This window comes from Pseudoclavibacter sp. AY1H1 (assembly GCF_002931055.1).
Taxonomy (GTDB): domain Bacteria; phylum Actinomycetota; class Actinomycetes; order Actinomycetales; family Microbacteriaceae; genus Pseudoclavibacter.
In genome coordinates this window covers 114,256-132,107 of the sequence record NZ_PSXX01000001.1, presented here as the reverse complement: position 1 = coordinate 132,107, position 17,852 = coordinate 114,256, and the positions used below count along the sequence as shown (strand labels likewise).

The 17,852-nt window shown below is 69.9% G+C and carries 13 protein-coding genes; 8 read left to right on the top strand and 5 right to left on the bottom strand.

The genetic code is table 11. The features are described from left to right. The first annotated feature begins 71 nt into the window (after nt 1-71). Nucleotides 72-1,262, top strand: coding sequence for a phosphotransferase (locus C5E05_RS00595; protein ID WP_104298563.1), 1,191 nt, complete (start codon nt 72-74; stop codon nt 1,260-1,262). Here the strand turns inward: C5E05_RS00595 and C5E05_RS00590 are convergent. Together C5E05_RS00590 and C5E05_RS00585 are read right to left on the bottom strand one after the other, a co-directional pair. Further along, nucleotides 1,237-4,539 carry an ATP-dependent DNA helicase gene (locus C5E05_RS00590; protein WP_104340823.1) on the bottom strand — a complete coding sequence of 1,101 codons (3,303 nt, stop codon included), beginning with the start codon at nt 4,537-4,539 and terminating at the stop codon, nt 1,237-1,239. The genes C5E05_RS00595 and C5E05_RS00590 overlap by 26 nt on opposite strands. Further along, nucleotides 4,536-7,892 carry a UrvD/REP family ATP-dependent DNA helicase gene (locus C5E05_RS00585; RefSeq protein ID WP_104340822.1) on the bottom strand — a complete coding sequence of 1,119 codons (3,357 nt, stop codon included), beginning with the start codon at nt 7,890-7,892 and terminating at the stop codon, nt 4,536-4,538. Before C5E05_RS00585 ends, C5E05_RS00590 begins: the two co-directional genes overlap by 4 nt. A gap of 165 nt (nt 7,893-8,057) precedes the next feature. Here C5E05_RS00585 and C5E05_RS00580 point away from each other — a divergent pair, with 165 nt between their 5' ends. After that, nucleotides 8,058-8,282: a DUF3107 domain-containing protein gene (locus tag C5E05_RS00580; RefSeq protein ID WP_104241588.1), complete on the top strand. Its 225-nt coding sequence runs from the start codon at nt 8,058-8,060 to the stop codon at nt 8,280-8,282. Between the two features lie 8 nt (nt 8,283-8,290). Then, nucleotides 8,291-8,614, top strand: coding sequence for a hypothetical protein (locus C5E05_RS00575; protein WP_146080979.1), 324 nt, complete (start codon nt 8,291-8,293; stop codon nt 8,612-8,614). A gap of 138 nt (nt 8,615-8,752) precedes the next feature. Here C5E05_RS00575 and C5E05_RS00570 read toward each other — a convergent pair whose 3' ends face one another. Next, a complete protein-coding gene (locus tag C5E05_RS00570; RefSeq protein WP_104241590.1) occupies nt 8,753-9,484 on the bottom strand; it encodes a ferritin-like fold-containing protein in 732 nt (243 codons plus the stop codon). A 199-nt stretch (nt 9,485-9,683) separates the two neighbouring features. On the opposite strand from C5E05_RS00570, the gene C5E05_RS00565 reads away from it, so the two are divergent. Then, complete coding sequence (locus C5E05_RS00565) at nt 9,684-11,183, top strand: DEAD/DEAH box helicase (protein ID WP_104340821.1); 1,500 nt, start codon at nt 9,684-9,686, stop codon at nt 11,181-11,183. Between the two features lie 107 nt (nt 11,184-11,290). Here the strand turns inward: C5E05_RS00565 and C5E05_RS00560 are convergent, their stop codons facing one another. Then, entirely contained in the window at nt 11,291-12,166 is an 876-nt protein-coding gene (locus tag C5E05_RS00560) for a PHP domain-containing protein (RefSeq protein ID WP_104340820.1), read from the bottom strand. Between the two features lie 86 nt (nt 12,167-12,252). On the opposite strand from C5E05_RS00560, the gene C5E05_RS00555 reads away from it, so the two are divergent. Together C5E05_RS00555 and C5E05_RS00550 are read left to right on the top strand one after the other, a co-directional pair. Next, nucleotides 12,253-13,308, top strand: coding sequence for an endonuclease/exonuclease/phosphatase family protein (locus tag C5E05_RS00555; protein ID WP_104341187.1), 1,056 nt, complete (start codon nt 12,253-12,255; stop codon nt 13,306-13,308). Nucleotides 13,309-13,375: 67 nt separating this feature from the next. Continuing rightward, nucleotides 13,376-14,956: an aminopeptidase P family protein gene (locus C5E05_RS00550; protein WP_374953438.1), complete on the top strand. Its 1,581-nt coding sequence runs from the start codon at nt 13,376-13,378 to the stop codon at nt 14,954-14,956. A 21-nt stretch (nt 14,957-14,977) separates the two neighbouring features. On the opposite strand, the gene C5E05_RS00545 is transcribed toward C5E05_RS00550, so the two are convergent. Beyond that, a complete protein-coding gene (locus C5E05_RS00545; protein ID WP_146080978.1) occupies nt 14,978-15,751 on the bottom strand; it encodes a general stress protein in 774 nt (257 codons plus the stop codon). Nucleotides 15,752-15,847: 96 nt separating this feature from the next. Here C5E05_RS00545 and C5E05_RS00540 point away from each other — a divergent pair, with 96 nt between their 5' ends. After that, nucleotides 15,848-17,188 (top strand): magnesium transporter MgtE N-terminal domain-containing protein, encoded by a 1,341-nt coding sequence (locus C5E05_RS00540; protein ID WP_104242117.1) that lies wholly within the window; start codon nt 15,848-15,850, stop codon nt 17,186-17,188. Further along, a complete protein-coding gene (locus tag C5E05_RS00535; protein ID WP_104241594.1) occupies nt 17,175-17,852 on the top strand; it encodes a DUF1003 domain-containing protein in 678 nt (225 codons plus the stop codon). Before C5E05_RS00540 ends, C5E05_RS00535 begins: the two co-directional genes overlap by 14 nt.

Genomic DNA, 17,852 nt, shown 5'->3' with positions numbered 1-17,852 from the left:
TCCTAGGTCGCCTCGAGGCCGTGCGGGCGTGGCACGCACTCAGGCTTCGCCGTGCCTCCTAACCTGGAGCCATGGCTGAGCTCTCGCTGGAACTCGCGGCACTTGCAGTGGCCGCTGTACCCGACCTCGATGTGGCTGCGGCCCTCGAGCACACGTTCGGGGCGCACGGTGACTTCGACGCCGCCCTGCTGACCCTCGCCGACGGCGAGACCGTCATCGCGCGCCGCCCGACCTCGTCGGCTGCGGCACAGGAGCAGCTCGCCGACGTCCGTGCGCTCGCCGTGCTGACGCCTGGGATGCGCAGCAGGCTCCCCTTCCAGGTCTCGGAAGTCCTCGGTCACCTCGCCGAGAAGCGCGAGCGCGTCGCGGTCTACACGTACCTTCGAGGCATTCCGGCCGACCGCGAGCCCCTCGAGCCCGGGACGCTGTTCCTCGTGAGCCTCGGGCGCGCCATCGCGTCCGTCCATTCCCTCCCCAAGGGGCCAGTCGAGGCTGCAGGGATGCCGACGCTCACCGCCTCGGAGGCCAGGCAGGCCGCCGCCCAGACGATCGCGCGAGCGAAGGAGACCGGGCGTCTGCCCGTCACCCTCGATCGCCGCTGGAGCGCGGCCATCGACGACGATTCGCTCTGGCAGTTCCAGCCGACGGTCATCCACGGGGCGCTCGGCCTGTCCTCGATCATCACCGACGGCAACCAGGTGAGGGGGGTGCTCGGCTGGAGTGACCTCCGCGTCGGCGACCCCGCTCGAGACCTGCACTGGATCTCGTCGCTGGACGGGGCGATCGCGAGGGGCATCCTCGACGAGTACACGGACGAGGCGCCGGGAACGGTGGACCGGCAGCTGCGGCAGCGGGCCCTCCTCTACGCGGAGCTGGAGCTCGCTCGCTGGCTGCTGCACGGGGTCGAGGCCGGGGACGCGGACATCATCTCGGACGCCGAGGGGATGCTCGACTCGCTCGTCGACCGCATCCACCGGGCCCCCGCGCAGCCGCTGGTGCACGAGACGCTGCCCGTGCTCGACATCGCCGAGGTGCAGGAGCTGCTCAAGGAGGCCGCCGGAAGGCGTCCGGCTCATCAGCCCGACGCGCACGACACCGGGAGCGGCGTGCTCCCCGGTCTGGTGCACGAGTCGCCATCCGGTGCCCCGTCGGGAGTGCATCCCGATGACAGTCCGGACGTCGACGTGGATCACGCCGCCGAGGATGACCTCGACGACGACACCCCGCCGAACGACTTCATGCGGACGGACTCGCTGCGCTGAGGGCTGCCTCGGCTTCCGCCAGCAGCCGTTCGAGCTCTGCTCGCCCGGTGACCTCAGGGACTCGGATCTCCTCGCCCTCTCGGACGTAGACGAGCACGGCGCCGATGCGCTCGGGCGGCACCCCCGTGTGCTCGGAGTAGGCCAGCGTGTAGAGCGCGAGCTGCAGCTGGCGCTCCCAGCGTGCGCTGTCGCCGCTCGGAACCCTGCCCGTCTTCCAGTCGACGACCTCGATGCGTCCCTCGTGTTCGAAGACCGCGTCGATCTTGCAGACGACGGTCCGATCGCCGAGTCGGAACTCGATCGTCTGCTCCACGAGGACGGGGGTCCGGTGCGGCCATGGGGTCTCGAGGAACGCCTCCTGGAGGCGTTCGAGCTCAGCGAAGTCGGCGTTCGAGGCATCGGCGAGGCTGTTCAGCGCGCCGTCTTCCGTGCCGAAGATCTCCGCCATGCCGAGGAGGTCCCCTCCCGCGTTGGGGGCCGCGTAGTGGGCCTCGACCCAGGCGTGGAACATGGTGCCGATGCGGGTCTGCCTGAAGGGCTTCTGCGGCATCGGCCGGCGCAGCTGAGCCGCGATCTCCGCGGGGTCGGTGACGAGGTCCTTGAACTTCGACGCGGCGAAGCGCGCAGGGAGCTCGACGCTCATCACGGTGCTGCGCTCGGCGCGTTCGCGGAGCAGCAGCTCGATGCGCCTCGCGAGCGCTCCGCCTGGTGCGGCCTGGGTGTCCCGGGCGTGGGCGACGGCCTGTGCGAGCTCGGTCACCCGCTCGTGACGCTCCGGGCTGAAGGGGGCATGGGGCCAGGCGACGCTGTCGGCGGCGAGTGATGCCGGCGCCTCGTCGAGGGTGTTCTCCGGTGGGGTGTCGATGATGCCGGCTTCAGCCAGCTCGTCGACGAACACCGAGACCTTGCGGGCGGTCTTGTGGATGGCGCTCCAGTACGAGCCGGCGATGAGCAGCTCGTGCCGGGCGCGGGTGTAGGCGACGTAGGCGAGTCGGCGTTCCTCGTCGTCGTTGCGCTCCTTGATGCGCTCCTTGAGGTCGACCATCAGGTCGGCGAGTTCCTTCTGCGTCTCAGCGTCTCGCCACGGGAGCTCCGGACGGTCGTGCGCGTCGAGGAGGAGCTCGTAGGGGATGACGCCGCGTCGGATCCAGCCGAGCCCGTCTCTCGAGGTGCTCGGCATCTCTCCCTCCACGCTGCGGGGAACCGCGACGAAGTCCCATTCGAGCCCCTTGGAGCCGTGGATGCTCAGCAGTTGGACCACGCCGGGCTCGGCCTGCTCCTGCACCGGCGCGAGCGAGTCGTCGCCTGCGGCGATCTCCACCCAGTCGAGGAACGCGCCGAGGTCGGCATCCGGTTCGGCGGAGGAGAATGCGGCCGCCGCTTCGGCGAAGGCGTCGAGGTTGCCGACTCTTGCGATGTTGCCGGGGTTCGCGGTGACCTCGAGATCGAGGCCCATGAGCGCGATCGTGGCGTCGACGAAGCTCGTGATGGGGAGTCCTGAGTTCCGGCGGAGCTCGGCGATCAGCTCGCTGACGGCAGGGATGCGCTGTCGGGCGCCGGGGCTGAGACCGGCCAGCCAGGTGTCGGGCTCGGTTCGGCGATCTTCCGAGGCGATCCGGGACGCGAGGAAGTCGAGGGCCTCCTGCAGGGGCACCTCGTCGTCGCCCGTCGCGAGCTCGCGTTTGCTTGCCCGCACCTCGTCAGCCAGAGACGCCATGGTGACGTCGCGGTTGGCGAGGCTGCGCGAGACGTCGTGGATCGCCTTGACGTCGGCGAGGCCGAACTGGAATCTCGCGCCGACGAGCAGGCGGATGAGCTCGTTGCCTGCGGTTGAGTCGTGCGCGACGCGCATGGCGCAGCGGAGGTCGACGACCTCCGGGGCCGAGAGCAGCCCGCCGAGACCGATGACCCGGTTGGGCACGCCCGCGCGCGTCAGCGCTGCGGAGAAGAGCGGGAGGAGCTTCCGCGCGCGCAGGAGCACGGCGCCGGACGGCGGTCTGGCATCGACGTGGGTGTCGCCGTCGACGACGATCCGCTCTCGCATCCAGGTCGCGACGGCGGCCGCCTCGTCGTCGAGCGTCTCGGGGAAGGCAAGCGAGACCCGCCCCTCGCCTGCCCCTGGCCGGGTGCCGAGCTGCGTGACACCGGGGTCGTTGGCCTCCGGCAGCCGTGCGGCGACCTGGTTCGCCGAGTCGAGGATCCTGGCGTCGTTGCGCCAGGAGATCGAGAGCTGGAACGTGGGTTCCTCATCGGGCGGCACGATGCGAGACCTGAAGTCGCCATGGAATCGACGCATGTTGCCCGGGCTGGCTCCACGCCAGCCGTAGATGGACTGCTTGGGGTCGCCGACGGCGAGCACGGGGTGGTCGCCGAAGATCGTGCCGAGCAGACGCGTCTGGCCGACGCTCGTGTCCTGGTACTCGTCGAGGATGACGAACCGGTGCCTGGCCCGCAGCTCCTCGACGACGGCCGGCGTGCTCGAGCAGATCTCTGCCGCGAAGGTGACCTGGTCGGAGAACTCGATGAGCCCCCGCTTGCGCTTCTCGAGCTGGTAGCGCTCAGCCAGCCCGACGAAGATCGGCAGCTCATCCAGGGTCGCCACGGCGTCGACCACCGGCTTCAACGGCGTGTTCGCCGTGCCCCGACCGGGGAGCTCGGCAACCCTCCGGAAGTCCTCGACGAAGGACTCGCAGGCCGCGGCAGAGAGCTGGTTGTCGCGCATCGCACGTGCGACGCCGAGAGCGAGGCTCGTGATGGCTCCGAGCTGCAGGTCGAGCGAGCTGAGCCTGGTGTCGTCGCTTGCCAGCACGACACTGCGCATGAGCGCGAAGGCGGTCATCTCGTCGACGATGCGGGCATCCGGCTCCTGCCCGATGAGCAGCGCGTTCTCGGAGAACACCCGGTTGGCGAACGAGTTGTAGGTCGAGACCTCCGGGGACGCGAACTCGTCTCCTCCGACGAACCCCTCGCTGCGGAGCCGGGCGAGGGCGAGCTGCACGCGTTCGCGGAGTTCTCCTGCGGCCTTCCGAGTGAACGTGAGGCCGAGGATCTCGGTGGGATGCACGCCCTGCGCAGCGACGAGCCAGATGATGCGCTGCACCATGGTCTGCGTCTTGCCGCTTCCGGCACCTGCCATGACGAGGCTCGGAACCGGGGGCGCCTCGATGACGAGACGCTGCTCGGGCGTCGGCTCGAGCATGCGGGACGGATCGTTGTCGGCGAGCGCCAGAGCGATGTCGCCGTGGGTAACGGCTCCCATGGGCCAGGTGTGCGTCATTCGGTGACCTCCGATGCGGCGTGCAGCGCGCACGCTCGTCCGCCACCGAACGAGCCGAGGCAGTGCGACTCGAGGTGGGCCTGGTAGTGGGCGTCTGCGAGCTCATCCGAGCTGGAGCCGGACCCGAGGGGCTCCGGGATGCCGATCATGCCGAGGGCGACCGAGCGGACTCGTTCGAAGAACTCGGCAGTGGCCTCGTCGTCGAACGGCTGCTGCGTGCGTTCGCTCCACTCGAGCTTCTTCGTGGGCTTCGCCAGGAAGACGAGCTTGGCCTCGTGCACCGGTGCCGCCGGAATCTGCGTTCCACGGTCGCTGCGCGGAGGGAGTTCGACGGCTTGGACAGGACGCTCGACGGGGTCGCTCACGGCGCCCGAGGTGAGCGCGATCTGGTACGCGGCGAGCTGCGCGTTGGACGACATGGAGTCGTTCGACGGCATGGATCTGCCGGTCTTGAAGTCGACGACGTCGACCGAGCCAGCCGCCGTGCTCTCGATGCGGTCGATCTTGCCGCGCAGGGTGATCTTGGCGGTGTCCTCGCCTTCGACCCGGACTTCGACGGAGAAGGCTCGCTCGGCGCCGAGGAGCGTCCCTCCCCCGAGCGAGACCCGGTGCAGGTAGGCGGAGAGGTTCCGCACGAGCTCGTCGACCTTGGCTCGAACCGCGGTCTCCTGCCAGGGGGCGTCGAAATCGCTCGACCGCAGCCTCGCCTGCGCGAATGCTGTGCGGGCTTCGAGGTCTGGGAACTCGAATTCGGCCGCAGCGTGCACGATGTTGCCGACGTTCATGCTCTCGCTTGTGCTCCCACCCCCGTGGGAGCTGACGAACCAGTTGACGCCGCAGTCCTCGAAGCTCTCGATATTGGAGGGAGAGACGGGGATGTTCGCCTCTGGGTCGCTCGGGTCGTGCAGTGGCTTGCCCGTGGTGGACCCCGCGAGGCCGTACCACTCGGAGGGCGCCGCGCCGGGCACCCCCTCCTGCGCGAGCGTTGCGAGGCCAGCGGCCGCTGACCGGTCGACGCCTTCCAGCATCGCCGTGCGACGCAGCTCCCCCACGATCGCGCGGAGCGTCAGCGCGCCCTCGGCGGCGGTCTCGGCTGCCGCGGGGATTACTGGCCAGGTGCGGGGTGTGAGCAGGAAGAACGGGGAGGGCGCGCTGTCCTCGCTCTCCTCGGCCGTCAGGAGGAGCCACTCGGAGGACCTGGAGACGGCCTGCGCGAACATCCGTCGCTCGTCGTGCAGCACCTCGAGTCGACGGTCGACGAGGTCGCGGGTCGTGTCGATGCCCCGTTCGAGCTCCGCGAGCTGTCCGGCGCCGAGGAGTGAATCGCGAAGACGGAGGTTGGGCCAGACGCCGTCGGAGAGGCCTGCGACGACGACGACCCTGAACTCCCGCCCGAGCACAGCCGCCGGCGTGGTGACGGTCACCGTGCCACCGTGCGTGCGGCTTGCCAGCGAGTCTGCCGTGACCTCGCTTCCCGTCCACTGCTCGAGGAAGTCGCGGATGCTGGCGTCAGGCTGCCGCTCCACGAATCTCTTGCCGACGTCGAAGAGCGTGACGAGTGCGTCGAGGTGCGCGCTGAGCTGCTCGGCGCGGGGCCCGGAGCCGAGCGCCAGCTCGCGCCAGGATTTGGCGAGGCCGAGACGCTCCCACACGGCGAAGAGCACCTCGTCGGCTGCGATGCTGCGCTGCTGCCCGTTCGCGGCCGCGATCTCACCTGACACCGTGCGCAGGAGGGCCCCCAGCTGCTGGAGGGCGCGCGTGGCGCTTCGGCCGGTTGCAGAACCGCCAGTCGCGAGCAGGCGCTCGAACGTCGCGGAGGCGGGGGCATCCGGGTCGGTCAGGAGGCGCAGCCCTGCGACGCGGGAGACGGCTTCGACGAGGAGATCGTCGGCCGGCCGGTTCCCACCGGCCGCGATCTCGTCGAGGCGCAGTGCGCGCCGGACCCGCCGCAGCTGCACGGGGTCGATCGCGAAGACCGGCGAGGCGGCGAGCTCCGAGATCGCCTCCGCCGTGAGCTCCTGAGCACCGCTGGCGATGGCGGCGAGTCGGACGACGGCCTGCACGGCGCGGTCGCTTGCCGCAGGGAGCGCCTGAGAGGAACTCGTGGGCACCTCGAGCTTCGCGAGCTGACGACGAAGCGACTCGATGCTCCCGCCTCGACGCGTGATGACGGCCATCTCGTCCCACGGCACGCCGTGCAGCAGGTGCAGTTCACGGAGGTAGTCGGCGATGCCCCGGCACTCGGCAGCGGACGATGGGGCCGAGAGACGAGCCACCGCCGGAGGGGCGGACTCCGGCGGCCCGCCGACCTGGGGTGTCTCGGCTGCCCGATGCCGCAGCTCCCGCTGCACGCCGATGCCCTCGGTGACCCCCCGCACGAATGCACGGAGCTCGGCGCCGCCACGGTGGGCCGTGCCGAGCACGAGCCTCAGCGGCTCTTCGAGCGAGCCGCGGGTCTCTCCCCGCCAGTCGGCAGCCAGTTCGGGACGCGAACCGCGGAACCCTCCCGTGGTGATGTCGGGGTCGCCGAAGGCGACGACGCGCACCCCGCGCAGCGCGAAGGCGGCGAGCAGCCGCCTTCCCGACTCGGTGAACTCCTGGACGTCGTCGACGAGGAGCAGCTTGAGCTCAGAGAAGGCGTCGAGCCGCTCAGCCGCGTGGACGATGCTGACGGCCTCGAGCACGATGCCAGGCGTGTCGAACGCATTCGGCTTCGCCTGCGCGATGCTCTCGCGGAATTGGCGGGCCAAGGCCGATGCTCCCGACCACACGGGTCTCAGGTGCGCGAGTTCCTCGAGTCGCTCGGGGGTCACGTCGTACTCGGACATCGCCGCCAGGAGGTCGCGGACCTCTGCTCGGAAGCCGCGGAGGCCGATGGTCTCGACGCTGACGGGCGGCGCCCACTCGATGGGTGCCGCGTGCAGCTGCTCGTGGCCGGTCGCGGAACGCGCCTCGAGATCGCTCTGGATGAGCTCCGCGAGGATCGTGTCCTCATCGGCCCCCGTGAAGAGCTGCGGCGCCTGCAGGCCCTGCCTGGCGCGGTCCGCGCGCACGATCTCGAACGCGACGGACTCGGGCGTGCGCGCCATCGCCCCGGGAGTGCTGACCGAGAGCCGTTCGCCGATGACCTCCCGGAGCCGCGCGGCACTGCGGCGGTCTGGCGTCAGCGCGAGCACCTCGGCGGTGGAGAGCCCGTCCGAGAGAACTCGCTTCGCGAGCAGTTCGACGAGCGTCGTCGTCTTGCCGGAGCCCGGCGCGCCGACGACGCTGACATGCGAGCGCATCGAGGCCTCGAGCACAGCCCGCTGTGCGGCGTCGAGGGGCACGGCGTCGAATGCGGCGCTTGAAGTCATGCAGTCACGGTATCTCGGGCCACCGACATCGACGGTTGCGCACGGGATGTCACGGCGCGATGGGCGCGCTGTTGCGCCCACGGCGAAAGGCGCCGTCAATGTGCGCGCGCCAGGCAGGCTGCCGGTAGCCTTGCCAGACACCCGTTCGCATTCGAAAGGCGCCAAGTGGAAGTTCGCATCGGCATCAAGCACGCCCCACGAGAGCTCTCGTTCGAGACCGACCTCACCAAGGATGACTTCGAGCGCATCATCGAAGAGGCAGTCGCGAAGGACGCAGCGATCGTGAAGCTGCACGACTCGAAGTCACGCTCGTACCTCGTCTCCACCCAGAGCATCCTCTACGTGGAGCTCTCGGGCGACCAGGCCCGTCGCGTCGGCTTCATCGCCTAGCCTCGGCCATGGAACTCATGTTCGCGGGCCTCGCGGGGATCCTCCTCGGCATCGCCGTGCAGTTCGCGGCACCGCACCGATCGACGCGCGGCCCGGTGCTGCTCCCGGCGCTCGGCGGCATCGTCGCCCTCGTCGTCTGGCAGGCGCTGACGTGGCTCCAGGCCTCCGCCCCGTGGCTCGCCTACGACGGCGGCTGGATCTGGGTCATCACCCTCGCGGTCGCGGCGATCGCCACGGTGTCCGTCGGGTGGTCGCTCAGCAGCCGTCGCCAGCATGACGACGACGATCTCCTGCACCGGCTGAGCCACCTCGGCCGCGCGCAGAGCGCCTAGCCACGCGAGCGCACTCGACTCGAACACCCCGAAGGCCCCCGCCACTCGGAACGCTCATCGGAGCGGTCGAGGACGGGGGCCTTCGTCGTGGGCTGCGGGCGCGGCGATACCGCCGCGCGCTTCCTGGATCGCGGGCTCCTAGGCCGCGAGCCCGAGCGTGTTCATGCGGCGCGAGTGGCCGGCGTAGAGCACCGAGGCCAGCTTCTCGAGCTGCGCTTCCCCGTCGGGGATCAAGGCGTCTCCGCTCGAGCCGAGGGGAACGTCGAGCGCGAGCCGGATCGCGAGCACCGTGTCTCCGACGATGCGCCGTCCCCACATCGCCAGGCGGTCGCCGAGACCGTCCTCGAAGTGGATCGCTGCATCGATGACGGGAACCAGCTGGTCGCGCTCCTCGTCGGTGAGGAACACCGGCGCAAGCGCCGCCCGGTAGCTCTCGCCGCCGTACTCGGCGACCTCTCCGAAGAAGTCGCGGAAGAAGCCGGACGAGAGATGGCAGCTGAGGAGCCGCTGCGCCCAGTCGTGGCCGAGGACACGCTCTGGATAGCCGGCGAAGTGCGTGGCCGCATCGCCGATGCGCGCGATCGCGTCGGGAGCCGCGGCGGCTTCCGCCCCGCCCAGCAGGGCCCTGTGGCGTTCGAGCGCCGCGTTCGCCGCAGCGCCGATGTGCTGCTTGTTGGCAAGGGCGGGGGCTTCATTCACGATGGCAGAAAGCTCTTGGAAGAGGAGCAGCTCGAGGTAGGCTGCGCGCGCCACGAGCACGTCGGCGGGAACCAGCAGGTCGCCGAGCGACGTCGCTGGCCTCGGCGCGGATGCTGGGGCTGCGTCGTCCTGGGATCGGTCTCCGCCGCGCCTTCCGAATACTGGCTTCACACGCTCATCCTATGTGCCAGAGAAGTTCCCTTCGTCGCAGGTCCGTGCAGACCGTTTCCGGGCGAAGAACGGATGCGCGGGCGTGCTGAGGACCGAATTCAAGGTATTCGCTAGACTGTGGCGATGCCGCGACCGCGGCCGTTCGGCGCCCTTCGACTTCCCGGGCGCATCCCACAATTGCAGACAGGGCGTTTCACTCGTGAAGTTCTCCGACCTTTCCATCGATGCCGACATCGTCTCGGCGCTCGAGGGACACGGCATCACCGAGCCGTTCCCCATTCAGGAGCAGACGATTCCTCTCGCGCTCAGCGGGCAGGACATCATCGGCCAGGCCAAGACGGGCACTGGCAAGACCTTCGGCTTCGGCCTCCCGCTCATCCAGCGACTCGGCCTCGACCCGGCTCACGGCGTCCAGGCGCTTGTCGTCGTGCCAACGCGCGAACTCGCCGTCCAGGTCTACGAAGACCTGCAGATCGCCGTCACCGGGCGCAGCACCACCGTCGTCCCGATCTACGGCGGCAAGGCCTACGAGGGCCAGATCGAGCAGCTCAAGGCCGGCGCTCAGATCGTCGTCGGCACGCCTGGCCGCCTCCTCGACCTCGCGCAGCAGCGCATGCTCAACCTCTCCAACGTGCGTGAGATGGTGCTCGACGAGGCCGACAAGATGCTCGACCTCGGCTTCCTCTCCGACATCGAGCGCCTCTTCGCGCAGACGCCGGCGACCCGCCACACCATGCTCTTCTCGGCGACGATGCCCGGCCCGATCGTCGCGCTGGCCCGTCGCTTCATGACGAAGCCGATCCACATCCGCGCGACTGACCCGGATGAGGGCATCACGCAGGCGAACATCGAGCACGTCATCTACCGCGCTCACCCGCTCGACAAGGACGAGATGATCGCCCGCATCCTGCAGGCCGAGGGTCGCGGCAAGACCGTCATCTTCACGCGCACCAAGCGCGCAGCTGCGAAGCTCATGGAGGAGCTCACCGACCGTGGGTTCAAGGCGGCAGCCGTGCACGGCGACCTCAACCAGGAGCAGCGCGAGCGTGCCATGGCCGCGTTCAAAGCCGGCAAGAAGGACGTGCTCATCGCGACCGACGTCGCGGCCCGCGGCATCGATGTCGACGATGTCTCGCACGTCATCAACCACACCATCCCGGAAGACGAGAAGGCCTACCTCCACCGAGTCGGCCGCACGGGGCGCGCCGGCAACACGGGCATCGCCGTGACCTTCATCGACTGGGACGACCTGCACAAGTGGGCGCTCATCTCGAAGGCACTCGAGCTCGGTGCAGAAGAGCCCGTCGAGACGTACTCGTCCTCGCCGCACTTCTACGCCGACATGCGCATCCCCGAGGGCACGAAGGGACGCATCGCTGCGCCGAAGCGCGAGGTGCAGTCGCCCGGCAGCCGTCACACCGGAGAACGCGGCGGAGAACGCAGCGGAGAACGCGGCGACCGTGGCTCCAGCTCACGAGGCTCCGTCGATCGTCCGGCGCGCTCGCGCTCGCGTCGCCGCAGCGACGACGCAGCTGCGGCTCCGGCCCAAGCCGCTCCGAGCACCGAGTCATCCGCCGCCGGCGAGCAGCCTGCTGGCGAGGCCGGGGCAGAGCGTCCGGCTCGGCGCCGTCGCCGCCGTCGTGGCGGGTCCGGCAGCGAGTCCGGCGCCCCGCGCCAGGAGTCCCAGGCCAGCGAGTAGCGTTCGAGGCACGAACCGCGCAACGGCGCCGAGCATCCGCTCGGCGCCGTTTGCCGTCTGGCGTCTCGCGCGAAGGGTCGACGGAGCCGGTCAGCGGGTGGCGGCCTCTACAGCCGCAGCCCCGCGCCGCGCACGGGTTCACTCCCCGTGGCCTGTTCGATGATGCGCCGCAGCTGCCCGAGCTCGGTCGTGTTCTCTCCGAGCTGGTTGGGCTTTCCGGTCCCGTGGTAGTCGCTGGATCCGGTGATGATCAGATCGTGACGCGCGGCGACCTCGAGGAGGATCGCTCTGCTGGCTGCGTCGTTCTCGCGGTGCCCGACCTCGAGGCCGCCGAGGCCCGCCTCGATCAGGCCCTCGAGGGTCTCCGTGTCCATGCCGCGCCTCCCCCTCGATCCCGGGTGCGCGAGGACGGGGACGCCGCCCGCTCGGCGAATGAGCTTGACCGCGTCGAAGGGGCTCGGGGCGTAGTGCGCCACGTAGTAGCCGCCGCGCCAGTGGAGGATCGTCTCGAAGGCGGCGACTCGGCTCTCGACGAGGCCCTTCGCGACGAGCGCGTCGGCGATGTGCGGCCGTCCCACCGTCGCCCCAGGCTCCGTGACGGCGAGGACGTCGTCCCAGCTGAGGTCGTGGTCACCGCCGATCATCTGCACCATGCGCTCGGCTCGCGAGACACGCGACTCGCGCACCTGCTGCATCTCGGCGAGCATGACCTCGTCTGCGGGATCGATGAGGTACCCGAGCACGTGCACGCTGGCGTGGTTGAGCTGCGAGGAGAACTCGATGCCCGGGATGAAGGTGATGCCCACGTCGAGCGCGGCGACCCGGGCCTGTGCCCAGCCTGCCGTCGTGTCGTGGTCGGTGAGCGCGACTGCCTCGAGGCCGGCTCTCGCCGCCTGCCGGATGACCTCCCCTGGCGCCTCGGTCCCGTCGGAGACCACCGAGTGGGTGTGGAGGTCGATGCCTGGCTTGTCGAAGGTGGTCATGCTCCGATCAAAGCACAGGGCTCGGATGGGCAATCGCCATGCGCCTCCCAGCCTCCCCTGTCGACGCAGACTACGCTGGGGCGGTCATGCCGAGTACCTCACCACCACGCAGAAGATCCTCGATCGCCGGTTACCGGGCGGCGGGGCTCGTCCTCGGGCTCATCGCGCTCGCGGCGGCGGTCGTGCTCGGCTGGCCCCAGCTCCTGGACCTGCAGCGGTCGCCGCTCGTGGCCCAGGCGATCTCCTTCAGGCTTCCCGTGGCGATCGGCGCGACGGCGATCATGCTGCTGCTCCTCATCCCGGTCCTGGCTTCCCGCAAGGCACGTGCGGTGCTCGGGATGACGACCCTCGTCATCGCGATCTTCGTCGCGTCGACGGCGGCGGTGCTCGTCGACCGGGGTCTCGGCTCCCCCGTCGCGGGGAGCGATTCGCCGGAGAGCATCAACATCCTCAGCTGGAACACCCGCGGCGATGCGCCCGGATCTCCTTCGATCGCCGAGCTGGCCGTCGAGGTCGGCGCCGATGTCGTGGTGCTGCCCGAGACGACGGAGGAGCTCGGCGTGGAGATCGCGGCCCAGATGTCCGAGGCGGGTTCCCCGATGTGGGTGCACACGCACACGGTCGACGAGGACTACAAGGCGACCTCCACGACGCTGCTCATCTCCCCTGAGCTCGGCGACTACGAGGTCGTGACCGATCGGGGCGACACGAGCACGCTGCCGACCGTCATCGCGGTGCCCGTGGATGGCGACGGGCCGACGATCATCGCGGCGCATCCGGTCTCCCCGACTCCCGGCAACATGAACGCGTGGAACGCCGACCTCGAGTGGCTCGCCCAGCAGTGCTCGAGCAACACGATCATGGCGGGCGACTTCAACTCGACCCTCGATCACCTCTCCGGCCTCGGGGTCGACGATTCGAGCCAGCTCGGTGCCTGCGCTGACGCAGCGCTCGCGACCGGCAATGGGTCCGTCGGCACGTGGACGGCAGGTGTGCCGCCGCTGCTGGGCGCGAACATCGACCGCGTCATGGCGACGAGCGAGTGGAGCGTCACGGGCTTCGAGGTCCTGCTCTCCCGTGACACGGCGGGCAGCGACCACCGTCCCGTCTTCGCGCAGCTGACCCCCTCCTCCTCGGGCTGAGCCTGTCCGCTCTCGTGGTTCGGTCCTGCTGACCGCGCCACCCAGTTTTCCGCGCGAGAATGTGGGGGTGACTACTTCCGACCGCGCCAGCACACTGTCCGCCACAGCCTCCCCCGCCGTCGCTCCAGCGACCGATGAGGCTGCCGAGACCGCAGAAGGCGTCGAGCCCGCCGAAGCGCCGGCGAACGAGAACGAGAACCGCAGCACGACTCCGAAGAGCGACGCCTTCCGCGCGCAGATCATGCGCGGCTGGGCAGACCGAGACGAGCCCCTCCCCGAGGCTCGGGTCTCCGTCCCGACTGCCGCCGGCCACCGCGAGGCGATCTCGGCCCGGCACCGCGGGGAGCGCCTCGTCGTGCCTGCCGGACGCCTCAAGCAGCGCTCCAATGACACCGACTACCGCTTCCGCGCTCACTCGGCCTTCTCGCAGCTGACCGGATGGGGTTCCGACGCGGAGCCCGGGGCCGTCCTGGTCCTCGATCCGGTCGACGACGGCCACGAGGCCACGGTGTACTTCCGGGAGCGTGCCGGCCGCGACAGCGATGAGTTCTACGCGAACTCCGAGATCGGCGAGTTCTGGATCGGGCCGCGCCCGTCGCTCGCGCAGACCGCAGCCGACCTCGACGTCGCTGCCCGCGATCTCAGCGAGTTCTCCGAGCTCGGCCTCGTGACGGACGCCCGCACCCTGGTGCTTCGAGAGGCGGACCCGGACCTGACGGGGCGCGTCGACGAGGCTCGGCGCACCATGTCGCTGCCTGACGCCGAGTTCGACGCCCTGCTCGCAGAGGACGCGCTCCTCGCTCAGGACCTCAGCGAGCTGCGGCTCGTGAAGGACTCCTACGAGGTCGCTCAGATGCGCGAGGCCGTCGCCGCGACCGCGGCCGGGTTCGACGACATCGTCGGCTCCCTGGCGAGGGCAGCTCAGCACCCACGTGGCGAGCGCATCGTCGAAGGCGTCTTCCAGGCGAGAGCCCGCCTCGAGGGCAACGACGTGGGCTACGACACGATCGCCGCCTCGGGCAGCCACGCGTGCATCCTGCACTGGACGAAGAACTCAGGAGCCGTGAACGCGGGCGAGCTGATCCTGGTGGATGCAGGTGTCGAGGTCGACTCGCTCTTCACCGCGGACATCACCCGCACGATCCCCGTCGCTGGTCGCTTCTCCGAAGAGCAGCGCCTGGTCTACGAGATCGTGCTCGATGCCGCTGACGCGGCGCTGGCGATCGTCCGCCCCGGCATCACCTTCCGCACCATCCACGACACCGCAATGGAGGTCATCGCCGCGCGCACGCAGGAACTGGGGATGCCGCTGGGCGTCGAGAGCAGCGACCCCGCCGAGCAGCTCTACCGCCGCTACATGGTGCACGGCACGAGCCACCACCTCGGCATCGACGTGCACGACTGCGCGAAGGCGCGGCGTGAGCTCTACCTGGACGGCGTGCTCGAGGCCGGCATGGTCTTCACGATCGAGCCGGGACTCTACCTGCAGCCAGACGACCTGACCGTGCCAGAGCAGCTCAGGGGCATCGGCGTGCGTATCGAGGACGACATCCTCGTGACCGCCGACGGAGCGGAGAACCTCTCGCGCGGCATCCCGCGCACCGTCGACGAGGTCGAGGCCTGGTTCGCGAGTCGCAACTCCGACTAGCTCAGGTCCGAGCCGCCCGGGTCAGGACTGCGCGCTCGGCCCGGAGCGGTCCTCCGCGGCCTGCTTGGCTCGCCGCTCGCGCTCGAGGCGTCGCATCTCCGCCTGCGCCTCCGAGTAGGTGCGACGGGGTGCCGCCGGCTCATGCGCCTCGGGAGTCGGCACCGCCTGACCGGCCGGTGCCGGCTCGGCACCGGGGGTGTGCGCGGCGGCGGGAGCCTGCTGAGGCGCCTCAGGGGCGAGCGGCGCGGGACGTGCAGCGACGGCGGGCTCGCCTTGCGCCTGCTGGGCTGGCGTGACGCCGACTGCCCCCTGCGGCGTTCCGACGAGGCCACGCGCCTTCGCCGCGTGCTCACGGGGAACGACGACGTCGAAGTGGGTCGCGACGACCTGCATGACCGACGTGAACTGCCGGCGCTGCGGGTTGAGCGCGTAGCCGATGACGCTCCAGATCACGGAGAAGCCGATCGCGACCGGGAGGATCGCGATGAGCGTCTCGAAGCCGACCCCGGGAGTGATGATGAGCACGAGGAGCCCGACGAAGAGGCCGAGCATCACACCCGTGCCGACGGCGCCGAGCGCGGCCTTGCCGAACGACATGCGGCCCGTGACGCGCTCGACGGTGCGCAGGTGGCTGCCCAGGATGGAGACGGTCGAGACCGGGAAGTCCTGCTTCGCGAGGCCGTCCACGACGGCGCGAGCAGCCTCGTAGCTGTCGAGGCTGGCGATCACGTCTCCCTCGGGAACCTTGGGGAACCGGCTGCGGGCGCCACGTGTCGTCGTGCCTGGGGTTGTCATGCCCCCATTCTCTCAGCACGTGCCTTGGAATGGCGGCGGACCGGTCACATGTTCGCTGTTGGCTGGCGAGCCGCCCGCGGCGACTACCATTGGCCCGTGAGCGTCTCCAAGGTCTTTACAGCGCGTCTTTCCGCGTGCCCCGTCTTCGACGAAGACGGCGACCGGATCGGCAAGGTCCGCGATGTCATCGTCGAGTACCGCGCGGCACATTCTCCGCGCGTCAACGGGCTCGTCGTCGAGACGAAGAGCAAACGCCTGATCTTCATCCCCATCCGCCAGGTGGAGTCGATCGGGTCCGGTCAGATCGTCGTGAGCGGCGAGATCGACTCTCGGCCCTTCGTGCAGCACGGGCAGGAGGTGCGTGTCCTCGCGGACCTCGCCGACCGCGCCGTCACGTTCAACGACGGCACGGCATCCGGGACCATCGAGGACGTGCAGATCGAGGAGGACGCGCAGGGGAACTGGAGCGTCGGCCAGCTCTTCGTGCGCCTGCCCCGCAAGAGCAAGCAGCTGTTCGGGACGGGGCCGACCCGTTTCGCGCCATGGGGAGAGGTCACTCCTGAGCTCACGATCGGCGAGCAGCAGGCGGCGACGCAGTTCCTGACCGCGCACTCGGACATGAAGCCGAGCGACTTCGCCACCGCGCTCCTCGACCTGCCGGATGCACGCCTCAAGGAGGTCGTCAGCATGCTGCCGGACGAGCGGCTGGCGGACGTGCTCGAGGAGATGCGCGAGTCCGACCAGGTCACGATCATCGAGTGGCTCGACGAGGAGCACGCGGCCGACGTGCTCGACCGCATGCAGCCAGACGACGCCGCCGACCTCGTCGCGAAGCTCGACGCGGTCAAGAGCGAGGCGCTCCTGCAGCGCATGGACCCGGAGGAGGCCGAAGAGGTTCGCATGCTCCTCGAGTTCGCCCCCGACACCGCCGGCGGCCTGATGACGACGGACCCGGTCATCCTGCCCGGCGACGCGACGGTCGCCGAGGCGCTGGTGCTCATCCGCCGCAAGGACCTCCCCGCGGCGCTCGCGACGAGCGTCTTCGTGACCCTCTCCCCCTACGAGCCGCCAACGGGGCGCTACCTGGGCCTCGTCCACTTCCAGCGGCTCCTCAGATATCCCCCGCACGAACGACTCGATACGATCCTGGACCGCGAGATGGAACCTGCGCCCACGACGATGCGTGACGCCGAGGTGGCGCGTGTCCTCGCGAGCTACGACCTCGTCGCACTTCCCGTCATCGACGACGCGCACCGCCTCGTCGGCGTCGTGACCATCGACGACGTCCTCGACCACCTCCTGCCGGAGGACTGGCGTCAGGTCGACGCCGAGGGCGAGGTCGTCCCCAGTCGCGTCTCCCAGCGCGTGGGCACCAAGCGCGTCGTCACCGCCCCAGCCAACTCTCCAGCCGCCCGGAGGACTCATGGCACGTCGTGAAGACGATCTCGAGCGCCCCAAGGTGAAGGGCCTGCATCTCCGACGCCCTCGGCCGAAGCCGCGGCGAGACTCCCGCGACCCGCGCGATTCGCGCGGGGATGACTCGGAGAACCGCGACCACGACCGGAGCGACGCATTCGGCCGGGGAATGGAGGCGTTCGCGCGTGCCATGGGCACGCCGGCCTTCCTCGTGGGCCTCTCGCTCTTCGTCGTGTTCTGGGTGGTGTGGAACTCGATGGCCCCCATCGAGCTGCGCTTCGACTCCGCTGACCTCGGCTTCATCGCCTTGACCCTGATGCTGTCGCTGCAGGCCTCCTACGCTGCCCCCATGCTGCTGCTCGCGCAGAACCGGCAGGACGACCGCGACCGGGTGCAGATCGCCCAGGACCGGCAGCGGGCGGAGCGCAACTCCGCCGACCTCGAGTACCTGGCGCGCGAGATCGTGGCCCTCCGAGTGCTCACGAAGGACCTGGCGTCGAAGGACTTCATCCGTGCCGAGCTGCGTGCCCTGCTGGAGGACATCGAGGACCTCGACGACCCAGACGAAGAGGGCTCCGAGACCATCTCGCGCGAGCAGCAGCGGGTGAGCGACTCGGCGAGGCGCCGCGCCGAGGCGATCCGAGACAGGAAGCGCGCAGCCAAGTCGGCAGAAGAGTCGGTGTGA

Bases quoted from the DNA above. Each gene is read 5' to 3' on its own strand.
- C5E05_RS00535 (WP_104241594.1), top strand. From the start codon at position 17,175: ATGGCACGTCGTGAAGACGATCTCGAGCGCCCCAAGGTGAAGGGCCTG.
- C5E05_RS00560 (WP_104340820.1), bottom strand. From the start codon at position 12,166: ATGACCACCTTCGACAAGCCAGGCATCGACCTCCACACCCACTCGGTG.
- C5E05_RS00545 (WP_146080978.1), bottom strand. From the start codon at position 15,751: ATGACAACCCCAGGCACGACGACACGTGGCGCCCGCAGCCGGTTCCCC.
- C5E05_RS00585 (WP_104340822.1), bottom strand. From the start codon at position 7,892: ATGACTTCAAGCGCCGCATTCGACGCCGTGCCCCTCGACGCCGCACAG.
- C5E05_RS00595 (WP_104298563.1), top strand. From the start codon at position 72: ATGGCTGAGCTCTCGCTGGAACTCGCGGCACTTGCAGTGGCCGCTGTA.
- C5E05_RS00590 (WP_104340823.1), bottom strand. From the start codon at position 4,539: ATGACGCACACCTGGCCCATGGGAGCCGTTACCCACGGCGACATCGCT.
- C5E05_RS00575 (WP_146080979.1), top strand. From the start codon at position 8,291: ATGGAACTCATGTTCGCGGGCCTCGCGGGGATCCTCCTCGGCATCGCC.
- C5E05_RS00555 (WP_104341187.1), top strand. From the start codon at position 12,253: ATGCCGAGTACCTCACCACCACGCAGAAGATCCTCGATCGCCGGTTAC.